The following is a 19867-nucleotide window of genomic DNA, read 5'->3' on the forward strand; positions in this document are numbered from 1 at the left end:
GCTTCGTCATCGGTCAATTTTGGCCTTACTTGATGCTGATATAGCGAGCGCGCCGTGTCCATGCCACGCTCAATACCCGGCCAGAACAAGGTCCTACCGGCGGGAGGACGCTGGTGGAGTTCGCGATTCGGCTTTCAGGATCGGTCGAGGTACGAGCAGCCGACCGCAGCAACGATCTCGGATCGGCCAAAACCCGGATCGTCCTTGCCGTGCTGGCCTGGGAGGCGGGCCGCACCGTCAGCATGGACACCCTCGTCCACCGGGTCTGGGACGAGAAGCCGCCGGCCAAGGCACGCGAGGCCCTGCACGTCCACGTGTCCCGGGTGCGCGGCGCCCTGCGGATCGCCGAGGCCGACGCGCCGACGCTCCGCAGCCGAACGAACGCCTACGTCCTGGACGTTGATCCGGACCGTGTCGACCTGCGCTGCTACACCCACTGCGTCGACCAGGCCCGTTCCCTCAAGGACAGCGGCGACACGGCGGAGGCGCTGCGGCTGCTGGACCGGGCCGCCGAGTTCTGGCACGGCGAACCACTGGCCGGCATCACCGGGTCCTGGCCCGACCATCTGCGGGCCACCGTCCTGGAGAAGAGCCACGCCGCAGCGGTGGCCCGGGCCGAACTCCTCATGCTCACAGGCAAGTTCGACGACGCCGTACCCGTACTGACGCCCTTGGCCGCCGAGCGCCCGTCCGACGAGGCACTGGCCGAACGTCTCGCCGTCGCCCTGCACGGCAGCAACCGCACGGCCGACGCGACGAAACTGCTCCAGCGGACCCGGCAGCGCGTCGTGCGGGACATCGGCCTCGACGCCGGGCGTCGGCTGCGCCACGTCCATCAGGGCATCCTGTCGGGGACACCGGCCGCCGCACTGCTCAGACACACCGGCGCCGGACAGGGCACGCCCACCGCGCCGACGCCCGGCGTGCCGGACAACCTGCCACGCGACGTGCCCTGGGTCGGGAGGCGCGAAGAGGTACGGCGCCTGGCCTCCGCCCTGTGCGAGGACGGCGGTGGCGCCGCCCCGGTGGTCACCGTGGAGGCGATCGACGGCATGAGCGGGGTCGGGAAAACGTCCCTCGCCGTCCACCTGGTCCATCAGCTGCGGGACATGTTCCCAGACGGCCGACTCTTCCTGAACCTGGGCGGACAGGCCGCCGACCGCACGATGCTGACCCCGGCCCGGGCGCTCACCGAACTGCTGCGCCTGCTCGGCCTGCCGGCCGATGAAGTCCCGCACGAGACAGCGGAGTTGGTGGCCCTGTGGCGGTCGGTGACCCGGGATCGCCGCATGGTCGTGATCCTCGACGACGCCGCCGACGCGGACCAGGTCCGTCAGCTCCTCCCCGGCGCCTCCCCGACAGCGGTGGTCGTGACCAGCAGACGACGGCTGACCGGCCTGCCCGGAGTGCGGCCGGTCTCCCTCGATGTCCTGCCGACCGACGACGCGGCCGCCCTGTTCCTGCAACGGCTCGGCACCCGGCACGGAACCCGCCAGACCGACGTCGAGGAGATCGTCCGCATGTGTGGGCATCTCCCGCTGGCCATCGAGATCGCCGCGAGCCGTCTGCTCGCCCACCCCTCCTGGACCACCGCCGACCTCCTGAAGCAACTGTCCGGGCACGCAGGCCAGTTGAACGCGCTCCGGGACGGCGAGCGCTCCATGTCCCATGTGCTGGCCCTCTCCTACCGGGCCCTGGACCCCGTGCAGCGCCTGGTCTTCCGCCGGGCGGGCCTGCACTTCGGCGCGGAGTTCGGTCCGGAGGCGGTGGCGGCGCTGGCCGGTCTGCCGACCGAGCGCGCAGAGGACGTCCTGGAACAACTCCTGGTCCGCCACCTGGTGTTCGAGCCCACACCGCACCGGTACGCCATGCACGATCTTCTCCGGGTGTACGCGAGGTCATTGACCGGCAAGGGCACGAGTTCGAATTCCGCTCCTTCTCTCGAATCTCTCGAAGGAGAAGCGGCCGGGTTCACGGACTCCGCGGAGGAGTCCGATCGAGCCATAGAGCGCCTCATTGATCACTATCTGATGGCAGTCGATCACGCCGACCGGTTGGCCTACCCGATTCGATCACGAATGACCATCGACGATCTCTCGTCGACAGAACAGCCAGAAATGACAACCCGGCGGACGGCCGAACAGTGGCTGCTCACGGAGAAAGCGAATCTCCTGGACCTGCTCGACCAGGTCACCCGCCATCGCGACGAACATCAACTGGCTTTGTCTGTGCATGTGTTGGCCGGTTTCCTCGACACGGAAGGGCACCTGGTCGCAGCCGAACCGTTGCTGCGGCGAGCCGTGGCCCACTGGGCCTCCACCGGCGACAACGCGGCGCGGGCCCGGGCCCTGCTGGACCTCAGCACCGTGCACACCCGCAGCGCCCGGTTCGAGGACGCGATCGAGGCAGCTCAGAAGGCCCTGGAAGCCGCCCGTCTCCTGCGCGACACCGAGCTGGAGGTCGAGTGCATCCACCGGCTGTCGGTCGCGCTGTGGCAGACGGGCCAGTACGCGACGGCACAGGCGCTCCAGAAACAGGCTCTGAGTTCACTGGAGCAAACGACGGGCGGCCTCCGCCTCGCCCGTGTGCGCAACCTGCTCGGAATAACCCACCTCCACCTGGGCGAGAACCGGGAAGCAATTGACTGCCTCCGCTCGGCGCTCGTCGCGTTCGAGGAGATAGGGGACGACAGAGGGAGATACAGCGCCCTCAACAACCTCGGCGAAACCCTGCGGAAAACGGGTGATCCAAAGGCCGCCGAGAAGTATTACCGAGAGGCTATTCAATTAGCCGCGAGCATGAGCGGAAAAGGCGACCACGCCACACTGCGCATGAATCTGGCGAGCGTTCTTGACATGCAGGGAAAGACGGAAGAAGCCCTTTCTCTCTACGGCGAAGTACTCCCCGTCCTGCGTGCCGTGGAGGATGTCCGCGGAGAGTCGATCGCCCTGAACCGCATAGGCCGGGCGCACCGAGCGGCCGGCCGCAGCGAGGGGGCCCTGCCCCATCACGTGGCCGCGCTCGCGCTCGCCCGACGCATCCAGGCCCAGGGCGAAGAGGTCGACGCCCTGTATGAGCTGGCCTTGGCCGAGGAAGACACCGGCCGGGTCGCGCAGGCCATGACCCACCTCAAGGAGAGCCTCGCCGTCAGCCGCCGCATCGGCGCCCCCGCCGAGGCGGAGCGGGCATCCAGCGCACTGGCCCGACTCCGCGCGACGGGCGGCGTCCGGGGGGACTAGGCGCAGGACACGGCGAGCCGGGACACACAGACCGTCCGGTCAAATCCAGAATTCCGGGCCCGTGGGGTTCCGCACGTGATCATGGACTCTCTAGGATGCAAGCCGCAGGGCAACCCATCTCACAGCTGATCCGAGATGCGGCACCGCCATGCCTTTCCATGGATTCTCCGCGCGTTCGGGCAACCGACTTTCCCACGAAAGCAGCCAGTAAGTGAAAGTCAAGCACCAGGTATTTGTCGCGCTGATGGCACTGACGATGACGTGTATCGCCTATACCGTGATAACGAATTCCCAGATGTCCACGATAGCGTGACGCCCCGGCGGCCGGTACCCCTAAGGTACCGGCCGCCGGTAGGGCCCCGGGGAGAGGCGTCTTCCGTCGAGCAACCCCCAGGGCCCACCCCGCCCCCTCCGCACCCCCGCCGCCGACCCGGCTCCGCCTCGCGCTCGTCGACCCCGTCACCCGGCGTGAACCGCACTGGCTGCTGCGGCACTCCAGCACAGGGCTGCCGCTCGGCGTGGCCGAGGCGCTCACCAACGTCGCCAAACACAGCGGCGCCGACCGTTCGACGGTGACCGTCCGCGCCCGGGGCGGCCGACCGCGCCTGACCATCGACGACGACGGCCGGGGCGGCGCCGACGAGACGCCCGGGGTCTGACCGGCATCCGCCGCCGCGTGGCCGCCCACGACGGCACCCCTCCGGGGCTTCGGGTCGTCATCGCCGAAGACGATCCCTGCTGCGCGAAGGACTGGCGCTGCTTCTGCGTGCCGAGTCCCTCGATGTGGCGGCCACCGCCGGAACGTCGGACGAGCGCCGCCCGACAGCACCCCACACCCGACCCACCGCACCGCAGGACCAGCGGTACCCGGAGAACCCGTAGTCCCCCCCTACCGCCCCAACCCCGCCACCAGTACCCCCACCAGCTTGCGCGCGTCGTATCCCGCGCTGTTCTCCGCGCCGATGCAGAGGTTCCCGACCCCCCGCATCAGCTCCAGTGCCGTCAGTCCTGAGCGGATCTCGCCCGCGTCGGTCGCGGCGTCGAGGAGGTGGGTGCAGACCGGCACCAGCCGGTCGAGGAAGTAGGCGTGCAGGTTCTCGAACCCGGCGTTGTCCGACCGCAGGACACCGGCGAGGCCGTGCTTGGTGACCAGGAAGTCGACGAACAGGTCGATCCAACTCCCCAGCGCCGCATAGGGAGTCGGGCTGGACGCCAGCAGCGCGGGCCCCGCCTCCGCACAGGCCTCCACCTGGTGCCGGTAGACGGCGATGATGAGGTCGGCCCGGGTCGGGAAGTGCCGGTAGATCGTCGCCGTTCCGACGCCCGCCTCGGCCGCGATGTCCCGCACCGGCGCCTCCACGCCCGACGCGACGAAGACCCTGGCCGCGGCGTCGAGAAGGGCACCCTCGTTGCGCCGGGCGTCGGCCCGCCGGGGTCGGCCCTGACGCCCCGGGCTCTGATCGCCGTCGCTCATCGTTCCGCGCTCCTTACGCTTCCGCTTGCTAACCGGGACGCCGTTCCGTATCGTTAAACGGGACACCGTCCCACTTGTAGATGATGCCAGAACCCCGAACCCGCCGACAACCGGCCCCCTGACATCCCCCACCCCCGACCCGGACGGCGACCCTGACGGCGACCCGGAGATCACCCCGCCACCGCAGACGTCACCGGTGCACCACGGACGCCACCCCAGCGCCCCCGCCCCTCACCGGCGCCCCGCACGGAAAGGAACCCCTCATGTCGAACTCCATCAGTCCCAACTCCCTTTCCCCCAACCCCACTTCACCCGTCCGTTTCGGGATCATGACCGCGCCCATGAACGTCGGCTACGACGACATCCTGCGGGTGTGGGAGGAGGCGGACGGGATTCCCGAGATCGAGCACGCGTGGCTGTTCGATCACCTCATGCCGATCGGGGGCGACCCCGACGGACCCGCGTTCGAGGGCTGGACGCTGCTGTCGGCGCTGGCCGCGCGCACCCGGCGGCTGCGGCTCGGCGTGCTGGTGACCAGCAACAGGTTCCGGCCGCCCGCGGTGCTGGCGAAGATCGCCGCGACGGTCGACGTCGTCTCCGGCGGCCGGCTCGACTTCGGGATCGGCGTCGGCTCGCGCCCCAGCACCACCGGCGCGCGCCGCGAGTACACGGCGCACGGGCTGCCGTTCCACGACACCGCGCACGCCGTCGGCAGTCTCGCCGAGTCCTGCACGGTGATCAAGCGGCTGTGGACGGAACCGGAACCGTTCGATGTCGACGGCACCTATGTCCAGCTCAGGGGCGCGTTCGGGAACCCCAAGCCGGTGCAGCGGCCGCGTCCGCCGGTGCTGATCGGCGGCCGGGCCAAGGCGACCCTGCGGGTGGTGGCCGAGCACGCCGACCTCTGGAACATCCCCGGCGGCGACATCGACGACGTCATCGCCCGCAGCGCCCTGCTGGACCGTTACTGCGGGGAGATCGGGCGCGACCCCGCGTCGATCGTCCGTTCGATCCATCTGTCGGTCGCGTACGACGACCCGGCGGCGACCCGCGAGGCGATCGCGCAGGCGACGGCCGCCGGTTTCACGCACGTCATCCTCGGGCTGCCGACGCCGTATCCCGCGCACGTCGCCCGCTGGGTGGCGGACGAACTCGTCACCGGGTCGGTGCCCGCCACCCGCTGACCGGCGCGGGTCAGGAGTCCCAGATCACGGCTTCGTGCTGGTCGGAGGGGTGGAGCGGGTTGGGGAAGCCCAGGGCCGAGGGCGCCGGCGGCGCGGGGGTCGGCTCGGGGCGGGCGTGGCAGGTGAAGCCGAGGCGCTCCATGGCGCGGGTGACCTCACCGCCGTTGAAGTCGCGGCGGTCCTGGCGGGTGAGGATCTCGCCGACCTGCATGACCGGGTAGCGGCGGCGGCCGATGGTCACGGAGAGGCCGGTGACCGGCTCGGGGCTGACGCCCGCCATCGCGGCGAGCACGCCTTCCTTGGTCAGTTCGAACGGGTACCGGGCGATGACACAGCGCATGACGCCTCACAGGGGAGAGGAGAAGGGACGGAACCCCAGCGGGAAACGGAACGGGCGGAACGGGGCGGTGGAAACGGCTCGACGGGCACCCGGGTCAGCCGGCGGCGGCGGCGACAGGCGGCCGGAACGGCCCGCCCAGCACATCCCGCAGCCGGACCCTGTCGGTGTAACCGGAACTGCCACGGTGGACGGCGAGTTCGGCCCGGCTGACCGATCCGGTGCGCTCGTCGTCGCCGTCGCACAGGAGCAGGTGCTCCACCTGGGCCCCGGCCATCACGGAGAGCGCGACCTCGACGGTCATGTCGTCGCGCACCCGCAGTTCGGTGTCGGCGGCCGGGTGTCGACGTATCCGGAACGGTGTCACGGCTGCCTCCTGCGGGATGGGGGAACGATGGCGTGGTGACGGTGCCGGGCAGGCCCCCGGTACCCCGGTGACCTGCCCGTTCGTCCTGCGGCGCCGGGGTGGACCCGGCGCCGTCGCGTCATGCGGCGCGACGCTGCCTCGGCGCGGACGTCCTGCCCTGTCCGCCCTGCCCGCCGCCCTGACCGCCCTGGCCCTGCGCGCCGCCACGGCCACCCTGGCCACCGGCGCCACCGCGACCGCCACGGCGTCCACGGGACGAGCCCGACGAGCCGGAGCGGCGCGGACGCTGCTCGGAGGCCGGCGCGGCGATGACGACCGGGATGCCGGACGGCGCCTGGGCACCGGTGATGCGGCTCAGCTCGGCCTCTCCGGAGCGCACCGGGGTGATCGTCGGCTTGATGCCGGCCGCGTCCATGAGCCGGCCGACCGCGCGGCGCTGCCCCGGGGTGACCAGGGTGACGACGCTGCCGGACTCCCCGGCGCGGGCGGTACGGCCACCGCGGTGCAGGTAGTCCTTGTGGTCGCTCGGCGGGTCAACGTTGACGACCAGGTCGAGGTTGTCGACGTGGATGCCGCGGGCGGCGACGTTGGTGGCGACCAGGACGGTGACGTGGCCGTCCTTGAACTGCGCGAGGGTCCGGGTGCGCTGCGGCTGGGAGCGGCCACCGTGCAGGGCGGCGGCGCGGACACCGCTGCTGAGCAGGTGCTTCGTCAGCTTGTCCACCGCGTGCTTGGTGTCCAGGAACATGATCACGCGGCCGTCGCGGGCGGCGATCTCGGTCGTCGTGCGGAACTTGTCCGTGTCGTGGACGTGCAGCACGTGGTGGTCCATCGTGGTGACGGCGCCGGCCGTCGGGTCGACGGAGTGCACGACCGGGTCGGTCAGGTAGCGCCGGACCAGCAGGTCGACGTTGCGGTCCAGGGTCGCCGAGAACAGCATCCGCTGCCCGCCGGGCTTGACCTGGTCGAGCAGCGCGGTGACCTGGGGCATGAAGCCCATGTCGGTCATCTGGTCGGCCTCGTCGAGGACGGTGATCTCGACGCCGCCGAGGCGGCAGTCGCCCCGGTCGACGAGGTCCTTGAGGCGGCCGGGGGTCGCGACGACGATCTCGACGCCGGCCCGCAGCGCGCTGGTCTGCCGGCCGATCGACATGCCGCCGACGACGGTGGCGAGGCGCAGCCGCACGGCGCGGGCGTAGGGGGTGAGGGCGTCGTTGACCTGCTGCGCCAGCTCACGGGTGGGCACCAGGACGAGGGCCAACGGCTGTCCCGGCTCGGCGCGACGGCCGGTCATGCGGGCCAGCGTGGCCAGGCCGAACGCGAGGGTCTTGCCCGATCCGGTGCGGCCGCGTCCGAGGACGTCACGACCGGCGATGGAGTTCGGGAGGGTGGCCGCCTGGATGGGGAACGGCACGGTCACGCCCTGCGTGCCGAGCGCGGCGAGCAGCGGAGCGGGCAGTTCCAGATCGGCGAACGCCTCGACGGCGGGGAGCGCCGGAGTGATCGTCTTGGGGACCGCGAACTCGCCCTGCAACGCGGCCGGGCGGGAGCCGCCACCGCCGTTGCCGTTGCGGGAGGAGCGGCGCGGGGCACCGGGACGGTTGGCGGAGAAGCCGCCACCGCCGCCGCCACGGCGCTCGGGGTGCCGGGACGTGGACGTGGACGTGCGCGGGCTACGTGCGCGGTTCATGAGGAACCTTCCTTGATGCTGGCGCGTATCAAGGAATTTCCGCAGCAAATTGAACGGCGCAGAGAATCGCGAGAACGGGCCAAGTTCGATGGGGGCGGAAAAAAGCCCCGGAAATTCAGCGAGCTGGGGCCCGCACCCCTAGGTGCGGGCCCCAGCTGCGAAGAAAGCGTCAGAGCTGAGATCAGTTCTGGGGAACGATGTTCTCAGCGGTCGGGCCCTTCTGGCCCTGACCGATGTCGAACGAGACCTTCTGGCCCTCCTGAAGCTCACGGAAGCCCGTGGCGGAGATGTTCGAGTAGTGGGCGAAGACGTCCGGGCCGCCGCCGTCCTGCTCGATGAAGCCGAAGCCCTTTTCAGCGTTGAACCACTTCACAGTGCCCTGTGCCATGTCTTTTTCCCTTTCGAGGAGCGGTGGGAGAGCACCCTGTGTGCACTCCGTGTCGCCGCGATGATCAGCCCGTCGGAAAAAAGAACCTTTTGGCAACCACAACTGCAACCTGTCTTCGACACTAGCACGCTGCGCTGGCGGGCGGCGGGTGAAAAAGATCAGCGGCCCGACCCGTAGGGGAATGTTCGCCGTACCTTCACCCACGTCACGGGCCCGGCACCGAGTGCCTGAGCCGGTCACCGCAGGGGCCCGCCCGCCCCCGTCGATCCCGGTCACCGCACGGGTCTGCGCACCCACACCTCCCGGCCGGAGGCGGCGTCGCGCTCGCCCAGTTTCGACCAGCCCCAGGCGTGCAGGGTCTCCCCCGCCACCCCGCCCCGCTCGACGTCCGCGACGACGAGGTCGGTCTCAAGGCGGGCCAGCAGCAGCGCGCCCATCCGGGTCGCGATGCCGAGCCGCCGCCTGGCGGGCCGCACCATCAGCTCGGCCAGCTGGAACACCCGCCCGGACGCGGTCAGCTCCTCGATGTCGGCGGGCAGCCCGCCGGTGAGTCCCTGCCACCAGTCGCCGGTGCGGTCCAGCCGGTAGCCGTAGCAGACGCCGACCAGGCCGCCCGCGTCGGCGACGACCATGTCGAAGCCGGTGACCTGCACATGTCGTTCGAAACGGTCCAGGAAGCCGCGCCGGTCACGGAACTCGTCGCCGGCCACGCCCTGGTACGCCGTCACGTGGACGTCCGCGACGGCGTCCCGTTGCTGCTCGGCCTGCCAGCGGGACAACCTGCGCAAGAACGCCTCAGTCATTCGATCCTCCCCCGACCGCGGAACGCACATCCCCGGAATCGGAATGGTGACAGGTGGAGCCGACGCGGTAAATAAGGTCACCGGTCAGTGGTTGTCCGACTTGGCGTGCCGGTGGCGGCGCAGCGCGTGCAGCAGCCCGCCGGAACGCCGGACGACGGTCCGCCCGGCCTCCTGGTCGTTGACCCGGTGGATCACGTAGACACCGAGCGCGATCAGCACCAGGAACGCGGCGACGGTACAGACGGCGACCATGGTGAGCACCTCACCTTCCCGCGAGGCCGGCCGTGGGCGCGGAACCGGCGGCGCCGCCCTCGTACTCCCAGGCCTCGTCGGCGTCGAGCGGGGGAACGACGTGGTGGTGGGCCCGTTCCGCGGCGACGAGGGCGCTGGCGGTGCGCGGGGGTCCGCCGCGTTCGCAGGCGGCGGCCATCAGTCGGGCGGCGGCCGCGGGCTCGGTCTCGGGCGGCACGACCAGCAGGTCCCAGCGCCCGGCCCCGTAGGACAGCAGCAGCATCTTGTGCGGGTCCAGCTCGGGCGCGAACCACCCGACCGTGACGACGTGCCCGTTCACCCGCACGTGCCGGGGCAGGGTCGGCCAGTGCTCGGGGTTGACGGCGACCCGGGTGATCCGCCCCCATCGGGGGTCCAACAGGTCGGTCAGCGCGGGCAGTTCGGCCGCGAGATCCCGGGAACGAGGCCACCAGGCGCCGTCGAGCAGCCCGTCACCTGACCCGCCGGACTTGAGCGAGAGACGACCCGCCGAAGAAAGAAGGGGAACGGACATGACGCGGACCTGTCTCCCGACCGTCCGAACAGACCCGGCCAGGCTTTCGACACCCACCGAGAACGAAACCGACACGGAAGCCGGTACACACGGTGCCCTCGGTACTGCCGACGGTACTCCGCGAGCCTCGCCAGGCACGACCCTTGACGTATGCCGATGAAGCGCGACCGTGTCCAGACGGAACCCGGCGGGGAGGTGTCCCGCTACCATCAGGGGCGTTGTGCCAGTCGGAGCAAGGCCAAGAGGGAAATGATCAGCAAGCTCGGAAAAGCTCAGTGGGCCCATGACTTGATCCACGACGGGCCCATGTATGCCAAGGGGCTCTTCGCTGACGAGTCGAACTTCGACTTGCGGTTCGTCTCCGATTACGAGCGGATCACCGAGATCGTCGAGGCGCTGCGGGTCCTGGGGTTGCAGGTCGTGCTGACGAGCGGGTCGTTCGACATCATCCATGAGGGTCATTCGATGTATCTGGAGGCGGCCCGGAAATTCGGTGACTTCCTCATCGTCGGCCTCGACAGCGACGAGAAGATCCGCCGCCGCAAGGGCCCCAACCGCCCGGCGGTGCCGGAGATGGAACGCCTGCGGATGGTGACGCACCAGCGCGGGGTCGGCCTCGTCACCCTCAAGGAGCCCGATCACCCCCGGTGGAGCCTGATCGCCGCCGTGCGTCCGGATGTGCTGGTGGCGACCGCCGAGACCTACAGCGCCGAGGAGATCGCCGAGCTGGAGGCGGAGTACTGCGGCCGGGTCGAGGTGCTCGACCGGATGGCGACCGTCAGCACGTCGGCGCGGCTGCGCCGCATCCAGCTGGGCCTCAACGACGACCAGGGCACCCGGTGACCAAGCGCACCGCGCTCTATCTGCCCGTGCTGCACGCCGGGTACGAGGCGTTCCTGACCCGGCACGCCGACTCGGAGGAGATCCTGCTGCTCGGGGTGGGGTTCCACGCCCTGTTTCCCAAGCTGGGCAAGGAGATCCGGGCGCTGAGCCCGGAGCGGGCCGCCGCGCACGCCCGGCTGGTGGTGCCGGGCACCCCGGTGCGGGTCGTCGAACCCGGCGAGCTGCCCGGCGCGCTCGCCGCCGAGGTCGTGGTGCTGCCCGACGAGGAGATCATGCACCGGCTGGTCGAGCTGCCAGGGTTCCCCGAGCGGGCCGAGGTGCGGTTCGATCCGGCGTTCCTGCGCTGGGACCGGGAGTGGAGCCGGGCGACGCGGCCCGCGAGCTTCGACGGGCGGGTCTCGCGGACGGCCCTGGACCGTCGTTTCATGGCGCGCGCGCAGGGTGAGGCGCGGCGCAGTTCGGACTGGTGGCGGCAGGTCGGGGCGGTCGCCGCGCGGGACGGAGTGGTGCTGGGGGCCGCGTTCAACCATCACCATCCGACCGAGTACGCGCCCTACGTCGACGGCGATCCCCGCAACGACTTCAGCCGGGGGCTGCGGCCCGACCTGTCCACGGCGATCCACGCCGAGGCGTCTCTCGTCGCCCAAGCCGCCCGTGCGGGGCTGGAGTTGGCGGGCGCCGACCTGTTCGTGTCGACGTTCCCCTGTCCGGCCTGTGCCCGGCTGGTCGTCGAATCCGGCTTCCGGCGCTGCTACTTCGCCGGGCCGTACTCGATGCTCGACGGGGAGGGCGTGCTGCGTGCCGGTGGCGTCGAGCTGATCTGGGTCGACATGGCTCCGGGGGACGCGGCTCCTACGCCGGTGTCGGGCGCGAGCTGAACTTCATCCGCACCGGCCTGAACTCGCCCTGGGCGTCCGGCTGTTCGTCTCCCTCGCCGACCAGGACATGGACGTGCAGGTGGCGGATGGTGCCGCCGGTGTAGCGGCAGTCGCCGTTGCGGACACCGAGGCCGTAGTGGTCCAGGGCGTACTTCTCCCGTACCGAGGCCAGCGCGTCGAAGAAGTCCGCGCGGGCCGGGGCGGTCAGGTCGACCAGGTCGGTGACGTGGTCCTTGGGGATGAGCAGCAGGTGCAACCGGGCGCCGGTGTAAGGGAATTCGTTCGGGGTGACGATCCAGTGCGGGGTCTCCCAGAGGATCTGCTGCCTGTCGTGAGCGCGGATGACGTCCGGGCAGAAGAGGCAGACACCGGCGCGGTCGAGGCGTTCCATCTCCGCGCGCTGGTCCTCGGTCCGGCAGTTGCCGAAGTAGTAGAGGCTCACGGGGAGTTCACCCGGTCCGCCTGGCCCTGGTGGTCCGACTGGCCTGCCCTGGGCTCCCGTTCGAGGACGAGGAAGGAGTGGGCCGGGGTGTCGCCGTCGGCCGGGACGTCCGTGCGGGAGGTGAGGGTGAAGTCGTTCAGCCAGCCCTCGGGCATCCGGGTGTCGCCGGGCACGCTGAGGTGGACGCGGGTGAGGTAGACGCGGTCCACGGTGGCGAGGGCCTGGCGGTAGACGGAGGCGCCGCCGATCACGAACACCTCGTCGCGTCCGGCGGCCCGTTCCAGCTCGACGGCGGTGTCGAGGGCCGCCTCGACGGATGTCCGCCAGTACACGTCACCGGCCGAACTCGGCGCCTGCTCAACAGACTTGCTGACGACGACGTTGGCGCGGCGCGGCAGCGGGCGGCCGAGGCGGGCGACGATCGACTCGTGGGTGAGGCGGCCGAGGACCACCGCGTGGCCCTGCGTGACCTGTTTGAAGTACCGCAGGTCGCCCGGGATGTACCAGGGGAGGTCGCCGTCGACGCCGATGATGTCGTCCTCGGAGGCCGCGACGATCAGCGACCTGGTCATGGCACCACCCGCCTCGGCGCTCGTGGCGGCGTTCGTGTCGGTGCTCATGTCGAGACCGGGATGGAGCCGATGCCGGGGTGCGGCTCGTAGTCGGCGAGGTCGAAGTGTTCGCCCCGGAAGTCGTGGATGTCGGTGACGCGGCGGCCGCTCTCGTTGAGGGTGACCGTCGGCAGCCGGAGCGGTTCGCGCTCCAACAGCCGCTTCACGCCGTCCACTTGGTCCGCGTAGATGTGCGCGTCCGAGATGGTGTGGTAGTAGCGGGCGGCCGGGAGGCCGGTGAGGTGCTCCAGCATCAGCAGCAGCGCCGCGTACTGGATCATGTTCGACGGGACGCCGACCGGGACGTCACCGGAGCGCTGGAACATGTGCAGGTGCAGGCGTCCGCCGATGACCCGGACATGGACCCAGCCGTGGCAGGGCGCGATGGTGGTCTTCGGGGTCTTCCCGGCGCCGCGCACCTGGTACTGCGGAATCCACGGGCTGACGAAGTGCGTGCGGTCGGCGGGCAGTTCACGGATCTGCTCGACGAGGTGCTTGAACTGGTCGAAGCCGACGCCGTCCACCGTGGGGAAGTCGTGGAACGCGCCGCCGTAGGAACCCGGGCCGATGTCACCGGCCGGCAGCCCGCGCTTCGACGTCTTCGCCTCGCTCGCCCACGGGCCCCACCAGTCGCAGCCGAACTCGGCGAATTCCTTCAGCGTGGTCGCGCCGTTGATGAATGCGCACAGCTCCCCGATGGGCTTGCGCCAGAACCGGGCCATGCTGCGGTCGGGGATGACCGGAAATCCATTGGCGAGGTCGAAGCTCATGGTCTGCTGCATAAGCGTCAGCGCGTCCGGGCCCTGTCGGGTGGGTACCGGTTCGCCGTGATCGAGGATCGCTGCCAAGATCGTACGGTATTGCGAATCCGGCGTCCGGTCCGCGAACGCAGCATATTCCACGAGGTTTCCTTTCCTGGCCCGCCGCCGCTCCCGGCAGGGCTGCCTGCCATGCTAGCAGTCGCGCCAATTGACCGACTTCCCCGACCTGCTGCGGCACCAACGCCTTGCCGCTCGCATTCAGGAATGCCGACCATCCAGCAGGCAATGGCCGGGCTGTAGATTTCCCCCTGGCCGGAATTTCATTCCCCTTACCGGGATCGCACGAGGGTGAATTGGCGTGGAATTCCGATGGGTTCCTGGACCTGTTTCCCGGTCATTCCGTGCGGCTCGTGTCATTCTCGGGAACGGCGGTCCTGGTGCCGTTGCCCGGGGGCTCGGCCGGTGTGGGTCTTCCGGGTGGGCTCGGCGCAGGTTGGAGCCCCGGTACGCGGGGAGGCGGGCCGGGGCTCGGGTTCGATCCTAAGCGCGTCGGCGGCATATGCACCCTGTCCGGACAGGACGTTGACGCATCCCTTGCAGTGCCGGGAGCACCCGGCGTCAAGGACCGGCAAAGCGTGCGCGCGGGTGCTCCCGAGGCGCCCCCGTCCGCCGGGCCACGCCCCCTGTTCCGCAGGCTCCCGGACAGCCCGCCGGGTCAGCTCTTCGCCGCCAACTCCTTGACGGCGACGTTGAGTTCGAGGACGTTCACCCGGGGCTCGCCCAGGAAGCCGAGGGTGCGTCCCTCGGTGTGGGCCGCCACCAGGCGCCGTATCTCGGAGACGGGGAGGTGGTTGCGGGCGGCGACCCGGTGGATCTGGAGGTCCGCGTACTGCGGGGAGATGTCCGGGTCCAGACCCGAGCCCGACGAGGTGACCGCGTCGGCGGGGACCTGGGAGGGCCTGACGGTGTAGCCCGGGACCGAATTGACCTTGACGACACGGGACTTGGCGGCCTCCACCTGCTGGATGAGGACCTTGTTGTCGGCGGCGAGGTTGGTGGCGCCCGACAGCAGCAGCCTGTACTGGGTGTTGACGGTGTTCGTGCCGAGGCCGTTCGCCGGGCGGGGCTGGAAGTAGGCGAGGCCGTAGTGCTGTTGGCCGATCAGCGACGAGCCGACCACCTTGCCGTCGGACCGGAGCGGGGAGCCGTTCGCCTGCGTGCGGAACGCGGTCTGGGCGATGCCGGTGACGACGAGCGGGTAGGCGACGCCGGTCAGCAGCGTCAGGACGATCAGGGCCCGCAGGCTCGCGGCGAGCAACCGGGCTGTGTGGGGAAGGGAGTTGGCCATGGCGATCAGCGCCCGCCTTTCGAGGATTACAGCCCGGGGACGAGCGAGAGGAGCAGGTCGATGAGCTTGATGCCGATGAACGGGGCGATCAGGCCGCCGATGCCGTAGACCGCGAGGTTGCGGCGGAGCATCCGGTCGGCGCTCATCGGCCGGTAGCGCACGCCCCGCAGGGAGAGCGGGACCAGCGCGATGATGATCAGCGCGTTGAAGATGACGGCGGAGAGGATCGCGGAGTCCGGCGAGGAGAGCGCCATGATGTTGAGGCGGTCCAGGCCCGGGTAGACGGACGCGAACAGCGCCGGGATGATCGCGAAGTACTTGGCGACGTCGTTGGCGATCGAGAACGTCGTCAACGCGCCCCGGGTGATGAGGAGTTGCTTGCCGATCTCGACGATCTCGATGAGCTTCGTCGGGTTCGAGTCGAGGTCGACCATGTTGCCGGCCTCCTTGGCGGCCGACGTTCCGGTGTTCATCGCCACGCCGACGTCGGCCTGGGCGAGCGCGGGGGCGTCGTTGGTGCCGTCGCCGGTCATCGCGACCAGCTTGCCGCCCGCCTGTTCGCTGCGGATGAGGGCCATCTTGTCCTCGGGGGTGGCCTCGGCGAGGAAGTCGTCGACGCCCGCCTCCGCCGCGATGGCCCGGGCGGTGCGCGGGTTGTCGCCGGTGATCATGATGGTCCTGATGCCCATCCGGCGCAGCTCCTCGAACCGCTCGCGCATGCCGTCCTTGACGACGTCCTTGAGGTGGACGACCCCCAGGACCCGGGGTCCGTGCGCGTCCTCGACGGCCACCAGGAGCGGGGTGCCGCCTGCCTCGGCGATGCGCACCACCGCCGTTTCGGCGTCCTCGGCGACCTCGCCGCCGCGTTCGCGGACCCAGGCGACGACCGAACCGGCCGCGCCCTTGCGGATCTTGCGGCCGTCGACGTCGACGCCGGACATCCGGGTCTGCGCGGTGAACGCGATCCACTCGGCGCCGACGAGGTCGTCGCGGTGCCGTGCGCCCAGCCCGTACGACCCGTCCCCCGCGAGGGCCACGATCGAACGGCCCTCGGGGGTCTCGTCGGCCAGCGACGACAGCCGGGCCGCGTCGGCGACCTCGGCCTCGGTCACCCCGGCCACCGGCACGAACGCGGCGGCCTGCCGGTTGCCCAGGGTGATGGTGCCGGTCTTGTCGAGCAGCAGGGTGGAGACGTCACCGGCGGCCTCGACGGCACGGCCCGACATGGCGAGCACGTTGCGCTGCACCAGGCGGTCCATCCCGGCGATGCCGATGGCGGAGAGCAGGGCGCCGATGGTGGTCGGGATGAGGCAGACCAGCAGCGCGACCAGCACGACCATCGACAGGTGGGCGCCCGCGAAGTCCGCGAACGGCGGCAGGGTGGCGCAGGCCAGGAGGAAGACGACGGTGAGGGAGGCCAGCAGGATGTTGAGGGCGATCTCGTTCGGTGTCTTCTGCCGGGCCGCGCCCTCCACCAGGCCGATCATGCGGTCGATGAACGTCTCGCCGGGCTCCGTGGTGATCTGGACGACGACCCGGTCGGAGAGCACCTTCGTGCCGCCGGTGACGGCACTGCGGTCGCCGCCCGACTCGCGGATGACCGGCGCGGACTCCCCGGTGATCGCAGACTCGTCGACGGAGGCGACGCCCTCGACGACATCGCCGTCCCCCGGGATGATCTCCCCGGCCTCGCAGACGACCAGGTCACCGACGCTCAACTCGGTGCCGGGGACGCGTTCTTCGCGGTCACCGACGAGGCGGCGGGCGACGGTGTCGGTCTTGGCCTTGCGCAGGGTGTCGGCCTGCGCCTTGCCGCGACCCTCAGCGACCGCCTCCGCGAGGTTGGCGAAGACCACGGTCAGCCAGAGCCAGGCGCTGATCGCCCAGCCGAACCAGTCGCCGGGGTGCTGGAAGGAGAACACCGTGGTCAGCAGCGAGCCGACCCACACCACGAACATCACCGGCGAGGTGACCATCACCCGCGGGTCCAGCTTGCGGACGGCGTCGGGCACCGCGCGCAGCAGCTGGCGGGCGTCGAAGAGACCGGTGCGGACGCCGGTGTCGAGGGTGGGGGCTGTGGGCACGGCGGCGGCCCCTTCGTTGTCGGTGGGGGTGTTCATCGCGCCAGCCCCTCGGCGAGCGGGCCCAGAGCCAGGGCCGGGAAGTAGGTGAGACCGACGATGATCAGGATCGCGCCCAGCAGCAGGCCGGTGAAGAGCGGTTTGTCGGTGCGCAGGGTGCCCGCGGTGACCGGGACCGGCTGCTGGCCCGCGAGGGACCCGGCCAGCGCGAGCACGAACACCATCGGCAGGAACCGGCCGAGGAGCATCGCGAGCCCGGTCATGGTGTTGAACCAGTCGGTGTTCGCGTTCAGGCCCGCGAACGCCGAACCGTTGTTGTTCGCCGCCGACGTGAACGCGTAGAGCACCTCGGAGAAACCGTGCGCCCCCGGGTTGAGCATCGAGTGCGGCGGCGTCGGCAGCGCCATCGAGGCGGCGGTGAACACCAGCACCAGGGCCGGGGTGATGAGGATGTAGACGGCGGCGAGTTTGATCTCGCGGGCGCCGATCTTCTTGCCCAGGTACTCGGGGGTGCGGCCGACCATCAGACCGGCGATGAACACCGCGATGATCGCCAGCACCAGGATGCCGTAGAGGCCGGAGCCGGTGCCGCCGGGCGCGATCTCGCCGAGCATCATCGACAGCATGGCCAGGCCGCCGCCGAAGCCGGTGAAGGAGGAGTGGAACGAGTTCACCGCACCGGTGGACGTCAACGTCGTCGACACCGCGAAGATCGACGAGCCGCCGACGCCGAAGCGCAGCTCCTTGCCCTCCATCGCACCGCCGGCGAGCTGCAACGCGCCTTCCTGGTGGGCGAATTCGGTCCACATCATCAGAGCGACGAAGCCGACCCAGATGGTCACCATCGTCGCCAGGATCGCGTAGCCCTGCCGGACCGAGCCGACCATCAGGCCGAACGTGCGGGTCAGCGCGAACGGGATGACCAGGAGCAGGAAGATCTCGAAGAGGTTGCTGAACGGCGTCGGATTCTCGTACGGGTGGGCCGAGTTGGCGTTGAAGTAGCCGCCGCCGTTGGTGCCCAGTTCCTTGATGGCCTCCTGCGAGGCGACCGCACCGCCGTTCCACTGCTGCCGGCCGCCCAGGAACTGCCCGACCTCGTGGATGCCGGAGAAGTTCTGGATGGCCCCGCAGGCGACCAGCACAACGGCGGCGACGGCGGCCAGCGGGAGCAGGATGCGCACGGTGCCGCGCACCAAGTCGGCCCAGAAGTTGCCGAGTTCACCGGTGCGGGAGCGGGCGAACCCGCGCACGAGGGCCACCGCGACGGCGATGCCGACGGCCGCCGAGACGAAGTTCTGCACCGCGAGGCCGCCGGTCTGCACGACGGGGCCCATGGCCTGTTCGCCGTAGTAGGACTGCCAGTTGGTGTTGCTCACGAACGACACGGCCGTGTTGAAGGCCTGCGCCGGTGCGATCGACGAGAAGCCGAGCGAGCCGGGCAGCACGCCCTGCGACCGTTGGGGCAGATAGAGGAACAGGACGCCGACCAGGGAGAACCCGAGGACTCCGCGCAGATACGCGGGCCAGCGCATCTGCGTGTCCGGGTCGGCGCCGATGCCCCGGTAGATCCAGCGCTCGACGCGCCAGTGCCGTTCGGCGGTGTAGACCCTGGCCATGTAGGTGCCGAGGGGGACGTAGGCGAGGCCCAACGCTGCTATGAGAGCCAGGAGTTGGAGCACTCCGGCGAGTACGGGACCCATCTCCGGATCAGAACCTCTCCGGGAAGAGCAGGGCGAGGACGAGGTACCCGAGCAGGGCGACGGCCACGATCAGGCCGACGATGTTCTCGACGCTCACAGCTTCGTCACCCCCTTGGCGACGAGGGCCACCAGCGCGAAGGCCGCGAGGGTGATGACGACGAAGGCCACATCGGCCATCGCGAACTCCTGGATGAGGTGCGGGGATCGGACCGGCGGAACGGGATTCCGCCGATCCGAGGAAAACCCCCGTTCGAGCGTTTCCGGCCACCGTTGACGTCTCCCTGACGGCGCCGGGCACCGCCTTGACGGGACTCATACGGAAGGGGGCCCGTGGGACCCGGGGGCCTGCCGTATCCGGTGCGTCAAGACATCCGGGGAACGTGTAAGAACCTCGTTACCGCAGGCCTCGGCCGGGGTGTGCGCGCCTAGCGTCGAAGACGTGCGAAGCGATGTCCGCCGTCGGCGGAGCGAGGTCGGGTGCGCGAGCCTGTGCGCACTGGTCTTCCTCGCGCTGACGCTGCTGATCGACTGGGACGCGGGTTCCCTCACCGCCCCCAGGGCCCTGCTGTGGGCGGCGCTGGCCGGGGTTCTCCTCACGGTGCTGCTGCCGGTGCGGGTGCGGGTGGGTCCCGGGCGGCTGACGGTGCGGGGCGTCTGGCGCAGCCGCACGGTCCGCACGGACGCGCTGGTGTCGATCCGGCCGTACCCGGGCGTCGCCGGGCGCCTGATCCTCTACGACGCCGACGGCCACCACCTGGAGCTGGACACCCGCGTCCTGACCTCGTCGCCGTTCCTCTGGCACGACCTGGAGACGGCCGTCCACCACTCGCGGCGCGCGGGCACCCTCCAGGACGGCGAGGCCGTGATCAGCCGCCTCGCCCACCACCTCGACGACGAGACGACCCAGGCGGTCCTGAGAGTGTCGGGCCTCTCGTGA

General features: G+C 70.3%; 20 protein-coding genes and 1 pseudogene. 6 read left to right on the forward strand and 15 right to left on the reverse strand.

The features are described from left to right. The first annotated feature begins 113 nt into the window (after positions 1-113). Both ACIQOU_RS09045 and ACIQOU_RS09050 read left to right on the forward strand, forming a co-directional pair. A complete protein-coding gene (locus ACIQOU_RS09045; protein ID WP_401535393.1) occupies positions 114-3239 on the forward strand; it encodes a tetratricopeptide repeat protein in 3126 nt (1041 codons plus the stop codon). A gap of 518 nt (positions 3240-3757) precedes the next feature. After that, positions 3758-3978 (forward strand): annotated as a pseudogene (locus ACIQOU_RS09050) (sensor histidine kinase); the annotation flags it as partial. Positions 3979-4128: 150 nt separating this feature from the next. On the opposite strand, the gene ACIQOU_RS09055 reads toward ACIQOU_RS09050, so the two are convergent. Continuing rightward, entirely contained in the window at positions 4129-4713 is a 585-nt protein-coding gene (locus tag ACIQOU_RS09055) for a TetR/AcrR family transcriptional regulator (RefSeq protein ID WP_401535395.1), read from the reverse strand. Between the two features lie 263 nt (positions 4714-4976). Here ACIQOU_RS09055 and ACIQOU_RS09060 point away from each other — a divergent pair, with 263 nt between their 5' ends. Next, the gene (locus ACIQOU_RS09060) at positions 4977-5897 is read left to right on the forward strand and encodes an LLM class flavin-dependent oxidoreductase (protein ID WP_401535396.1); all 921 of its coding nucleotides are present in this window, start codon (positions 4977-4979) and stop codon (positions 5895-5897) included. Positions 5898-5907: 10 nt separating this feature from the next. Here the strand turns inward: ACIQOU_RS09060 and ACIQOU_RS09065 are convergent, their stop codons facing one another. The 7 genes from ACIQOU_RS09065 to ACIQOU_RS09095 form a co-directional block, all read right to left on the reverse strand. Next, complete coding sequence (locus ACIQOU_RS09065) at positions 5908-6237, reverse strand: SCO5918 family protein (RefSeq protein ID WP_401535398.1); 330 nt, start codon at positions 6235-6237, stop codon at positions 5908-5910. Between the two features lie 94 nt (positions 6238-6331). Further along, on the reverse strand, positions 6332-6538 hold the full coding sequence (locus tag ACIQOU_RS09070) for a hypothetical protein (protein ID WP_401535814.1): 207 nt from the start codon (positions 6536-6538) through the stop codon (positions 6332-6334). Positions 6539-6719: 181 nt separating this feature from the next. After that, a complete protein-coding gene (locus ACIQOU_RS09075) occupies positions 6720-8291 on the reverse strand; it encodes a DEAD/DEAH box helicase (protein WP_401535400.1) in 1572 nt (523 codons plus the stop codon). A gap of 181 nt (positions 8292-8472) precedes the next feature. Continuing rightward, complete coding sequence (locus ACIQOU_RS09080) at positions 8473-8679, reverse strand: cold-shock protein (RefSeq protein ID WP_401535402.1); 207 nt, start codon at positions 8677-8679, stop codon at positions 8473-8475. Between the two features lie 272 nt (positions 8680-8951). Next, positions 8952-9482, reverse strand: coding sequence for a hypothetical protein (locus ACIQOU_RS09085; RefSeq protein WP_401535403.1), 531 nt, complete (start codon positions 9480-9482; stop codon positions 8952-8954). 84 nt (positions 9483-9566) lie between these two features. Further along, a complete protein-coding gene (locus ACIQOU_RS09090; RefSeq protein WP_401535405.1) occupies positions 9567-9734 on the reverse strand; it encodes a hypothetical protein in 168 nt (55 codons plus the stop codon). 10 nt (positions 9735-9744) lie between these two features. After that, positions 9745-10266 (reverse strand): DUF5994 family protein, encoded by a 522-nt coding sequence (locus tag ACIQOU_RS09095; RefSeq protein WP_401535406.1) that lies wholly within the window; start codon positions 10264-10266, stop codon positions 9745-9747. A gap of 249 nt (positions 10267-10515) precedes the next feature. Here ACIQOU_RS09095 and ACIQOU_RS09100 point away from each other — a divergent pair, with 249 nt between their 5' ends. Both ACIQOU_RS09100 and ACIQOU_RS09105 read left to right on the forward strand, forming a co-directional pair. After that, on the forward strand, positions 10516-11109 hold the full coding sequence (locus ACIQOU_RS09100) for an adenylyltransferase/cytidyltransferase family protein (RefSeq protein ID WP_401535407.1): 594 nt from the start codon (positions 10516-10518) through the stop codon (positions 11107-11109). Continuing rightward, positions 11106-11987, forward strand: a complete 882-nt coding sequence (locus ACIQOU_RS09105) for a deoxycytidylate deaminase (protein ID WP_401535409.1) — start codon at positions 11106-11108, stop codon at positions 11985-11987. Before ACIQOU_RS09100 ends, ACIQOU_RS09105 begins: the two co-directional genes overlap by 4 nt. Here ACIQOU_RS09105 and ACIQOU_RS09110 read toward each other — a convergent pair. From ACIQOU_RS09110 to kdpF, 7 genes are all read right to left on the reverse strand, one after another. Next, complete coding sequence (locus ACIQOU_RS09110; protein ID WP_401535411.1) at positions 11962-12429, reverse strand: HIT family protein; 468 nt, start codon at positions 12427-12429, stop codon at positions 11962-11964. The two genes, ACIQOU_RS09105 and ACIQOU_RS09110, sit on opposite strands and share 26 nt — an antisense overlap. Beyond that, complete coding sequence (locus tag ACIQOU_RS09115; protein ID WP_401535412.1) at positions 12426-13049, reverse strand: dihydrofolate reductase; 624 nt, start codon at positions 13047-13049, stop codon at positions 12426-12428. Before ACIQOU_RS09115 ends, ACIQOU_RS09110 begins: the two co-directional genes overlap by 4 nt. After that, entirely contained in the window at positions 13046-13942 is an 897-nt protein-coding gene (gene thyA / locus ACIQOU_RS09120; RefSeq protein WP_401535413.1) for a thymidylate synthase, read from the reverse strand. Before thyA ends, ACIQOU_RS09115 begins: the two co-directional genes overlap by 4 nt. A gap of 574 nt (positions 13943-14516) precedes the next feature. Further along, complete coding sequence (gene kdpC, locus ACIQOU_RS09125) at positions 14517-15149, reverse strand: potassium-transporting ATPase subunit KdpC (RefSeq protein WP_401535415.1); 633 nt, start codon at positions 15147-15149, stop codon at positions 14517-14519. Between the two features lie 26 nt (positions 15150-15175). Next, positions 15176-17269 carry a potassium-transporting ATPase subunit KdpB gene (kdpB, locus tag ACIQOU_RS09130; RefSeq protein WP_401535417.1) on the reverse strand — a complete coding sequence of 698 codons (2094 nt, stop codon included), beginning with the start codon at positions 17267-17269 and terminating at the stop codon, positions 15176-15178. Further along, on the reverse strand, positions 17266-18930 hold the full coding sequence (kdpA, locus tag ACIQOU_RS09135; RefSeq protein ID WP_401535418.1) for a potassium-transporting ATPase subunit KdpA: 1665 nt from the start codon (positions 18928-18930) through the stop codon (positions 17266-17268). The genes kdpB and kdpA overlap by 4 nt, the downstream gene beginning before the upstream one ends. A 7-nt stretch (positions 18931-18937) precedes the next feature. Further along, entirely contained in the window at positions 18938-19027 is a 90-nt protein-coding gene (kdpF, locus tag ACIQOU_RS09140; protein WP_401535420.1) for a K(+)-transporting ATPase subunit F, read from the reverse strand. Between the two features lie 342 nt (positions 19028-19369). Here kdpF and ACIQOU_RS09145 point away from each other — a divergent pair, with 342 nt between their 5' ends. Further along, positions 19370-19867 (forward strand): hypothetical protein, encoded by a 498-nt coding sequence (locus ACIQOU_RS09145; protein WP_401535421.1) that lies wholly within the window; start codon positions 19370-19372, stop codon positions 19865-19867.

The sequence above is a fragment of the Streptomyces sp. NPDC091279 genome, from assembly GCF_044757465.1.
Lineage (GTDB): Bacteria > Actinomycetota > Actinomycetes > Streptomycetales > Streptomycetaceae > Streptomyces.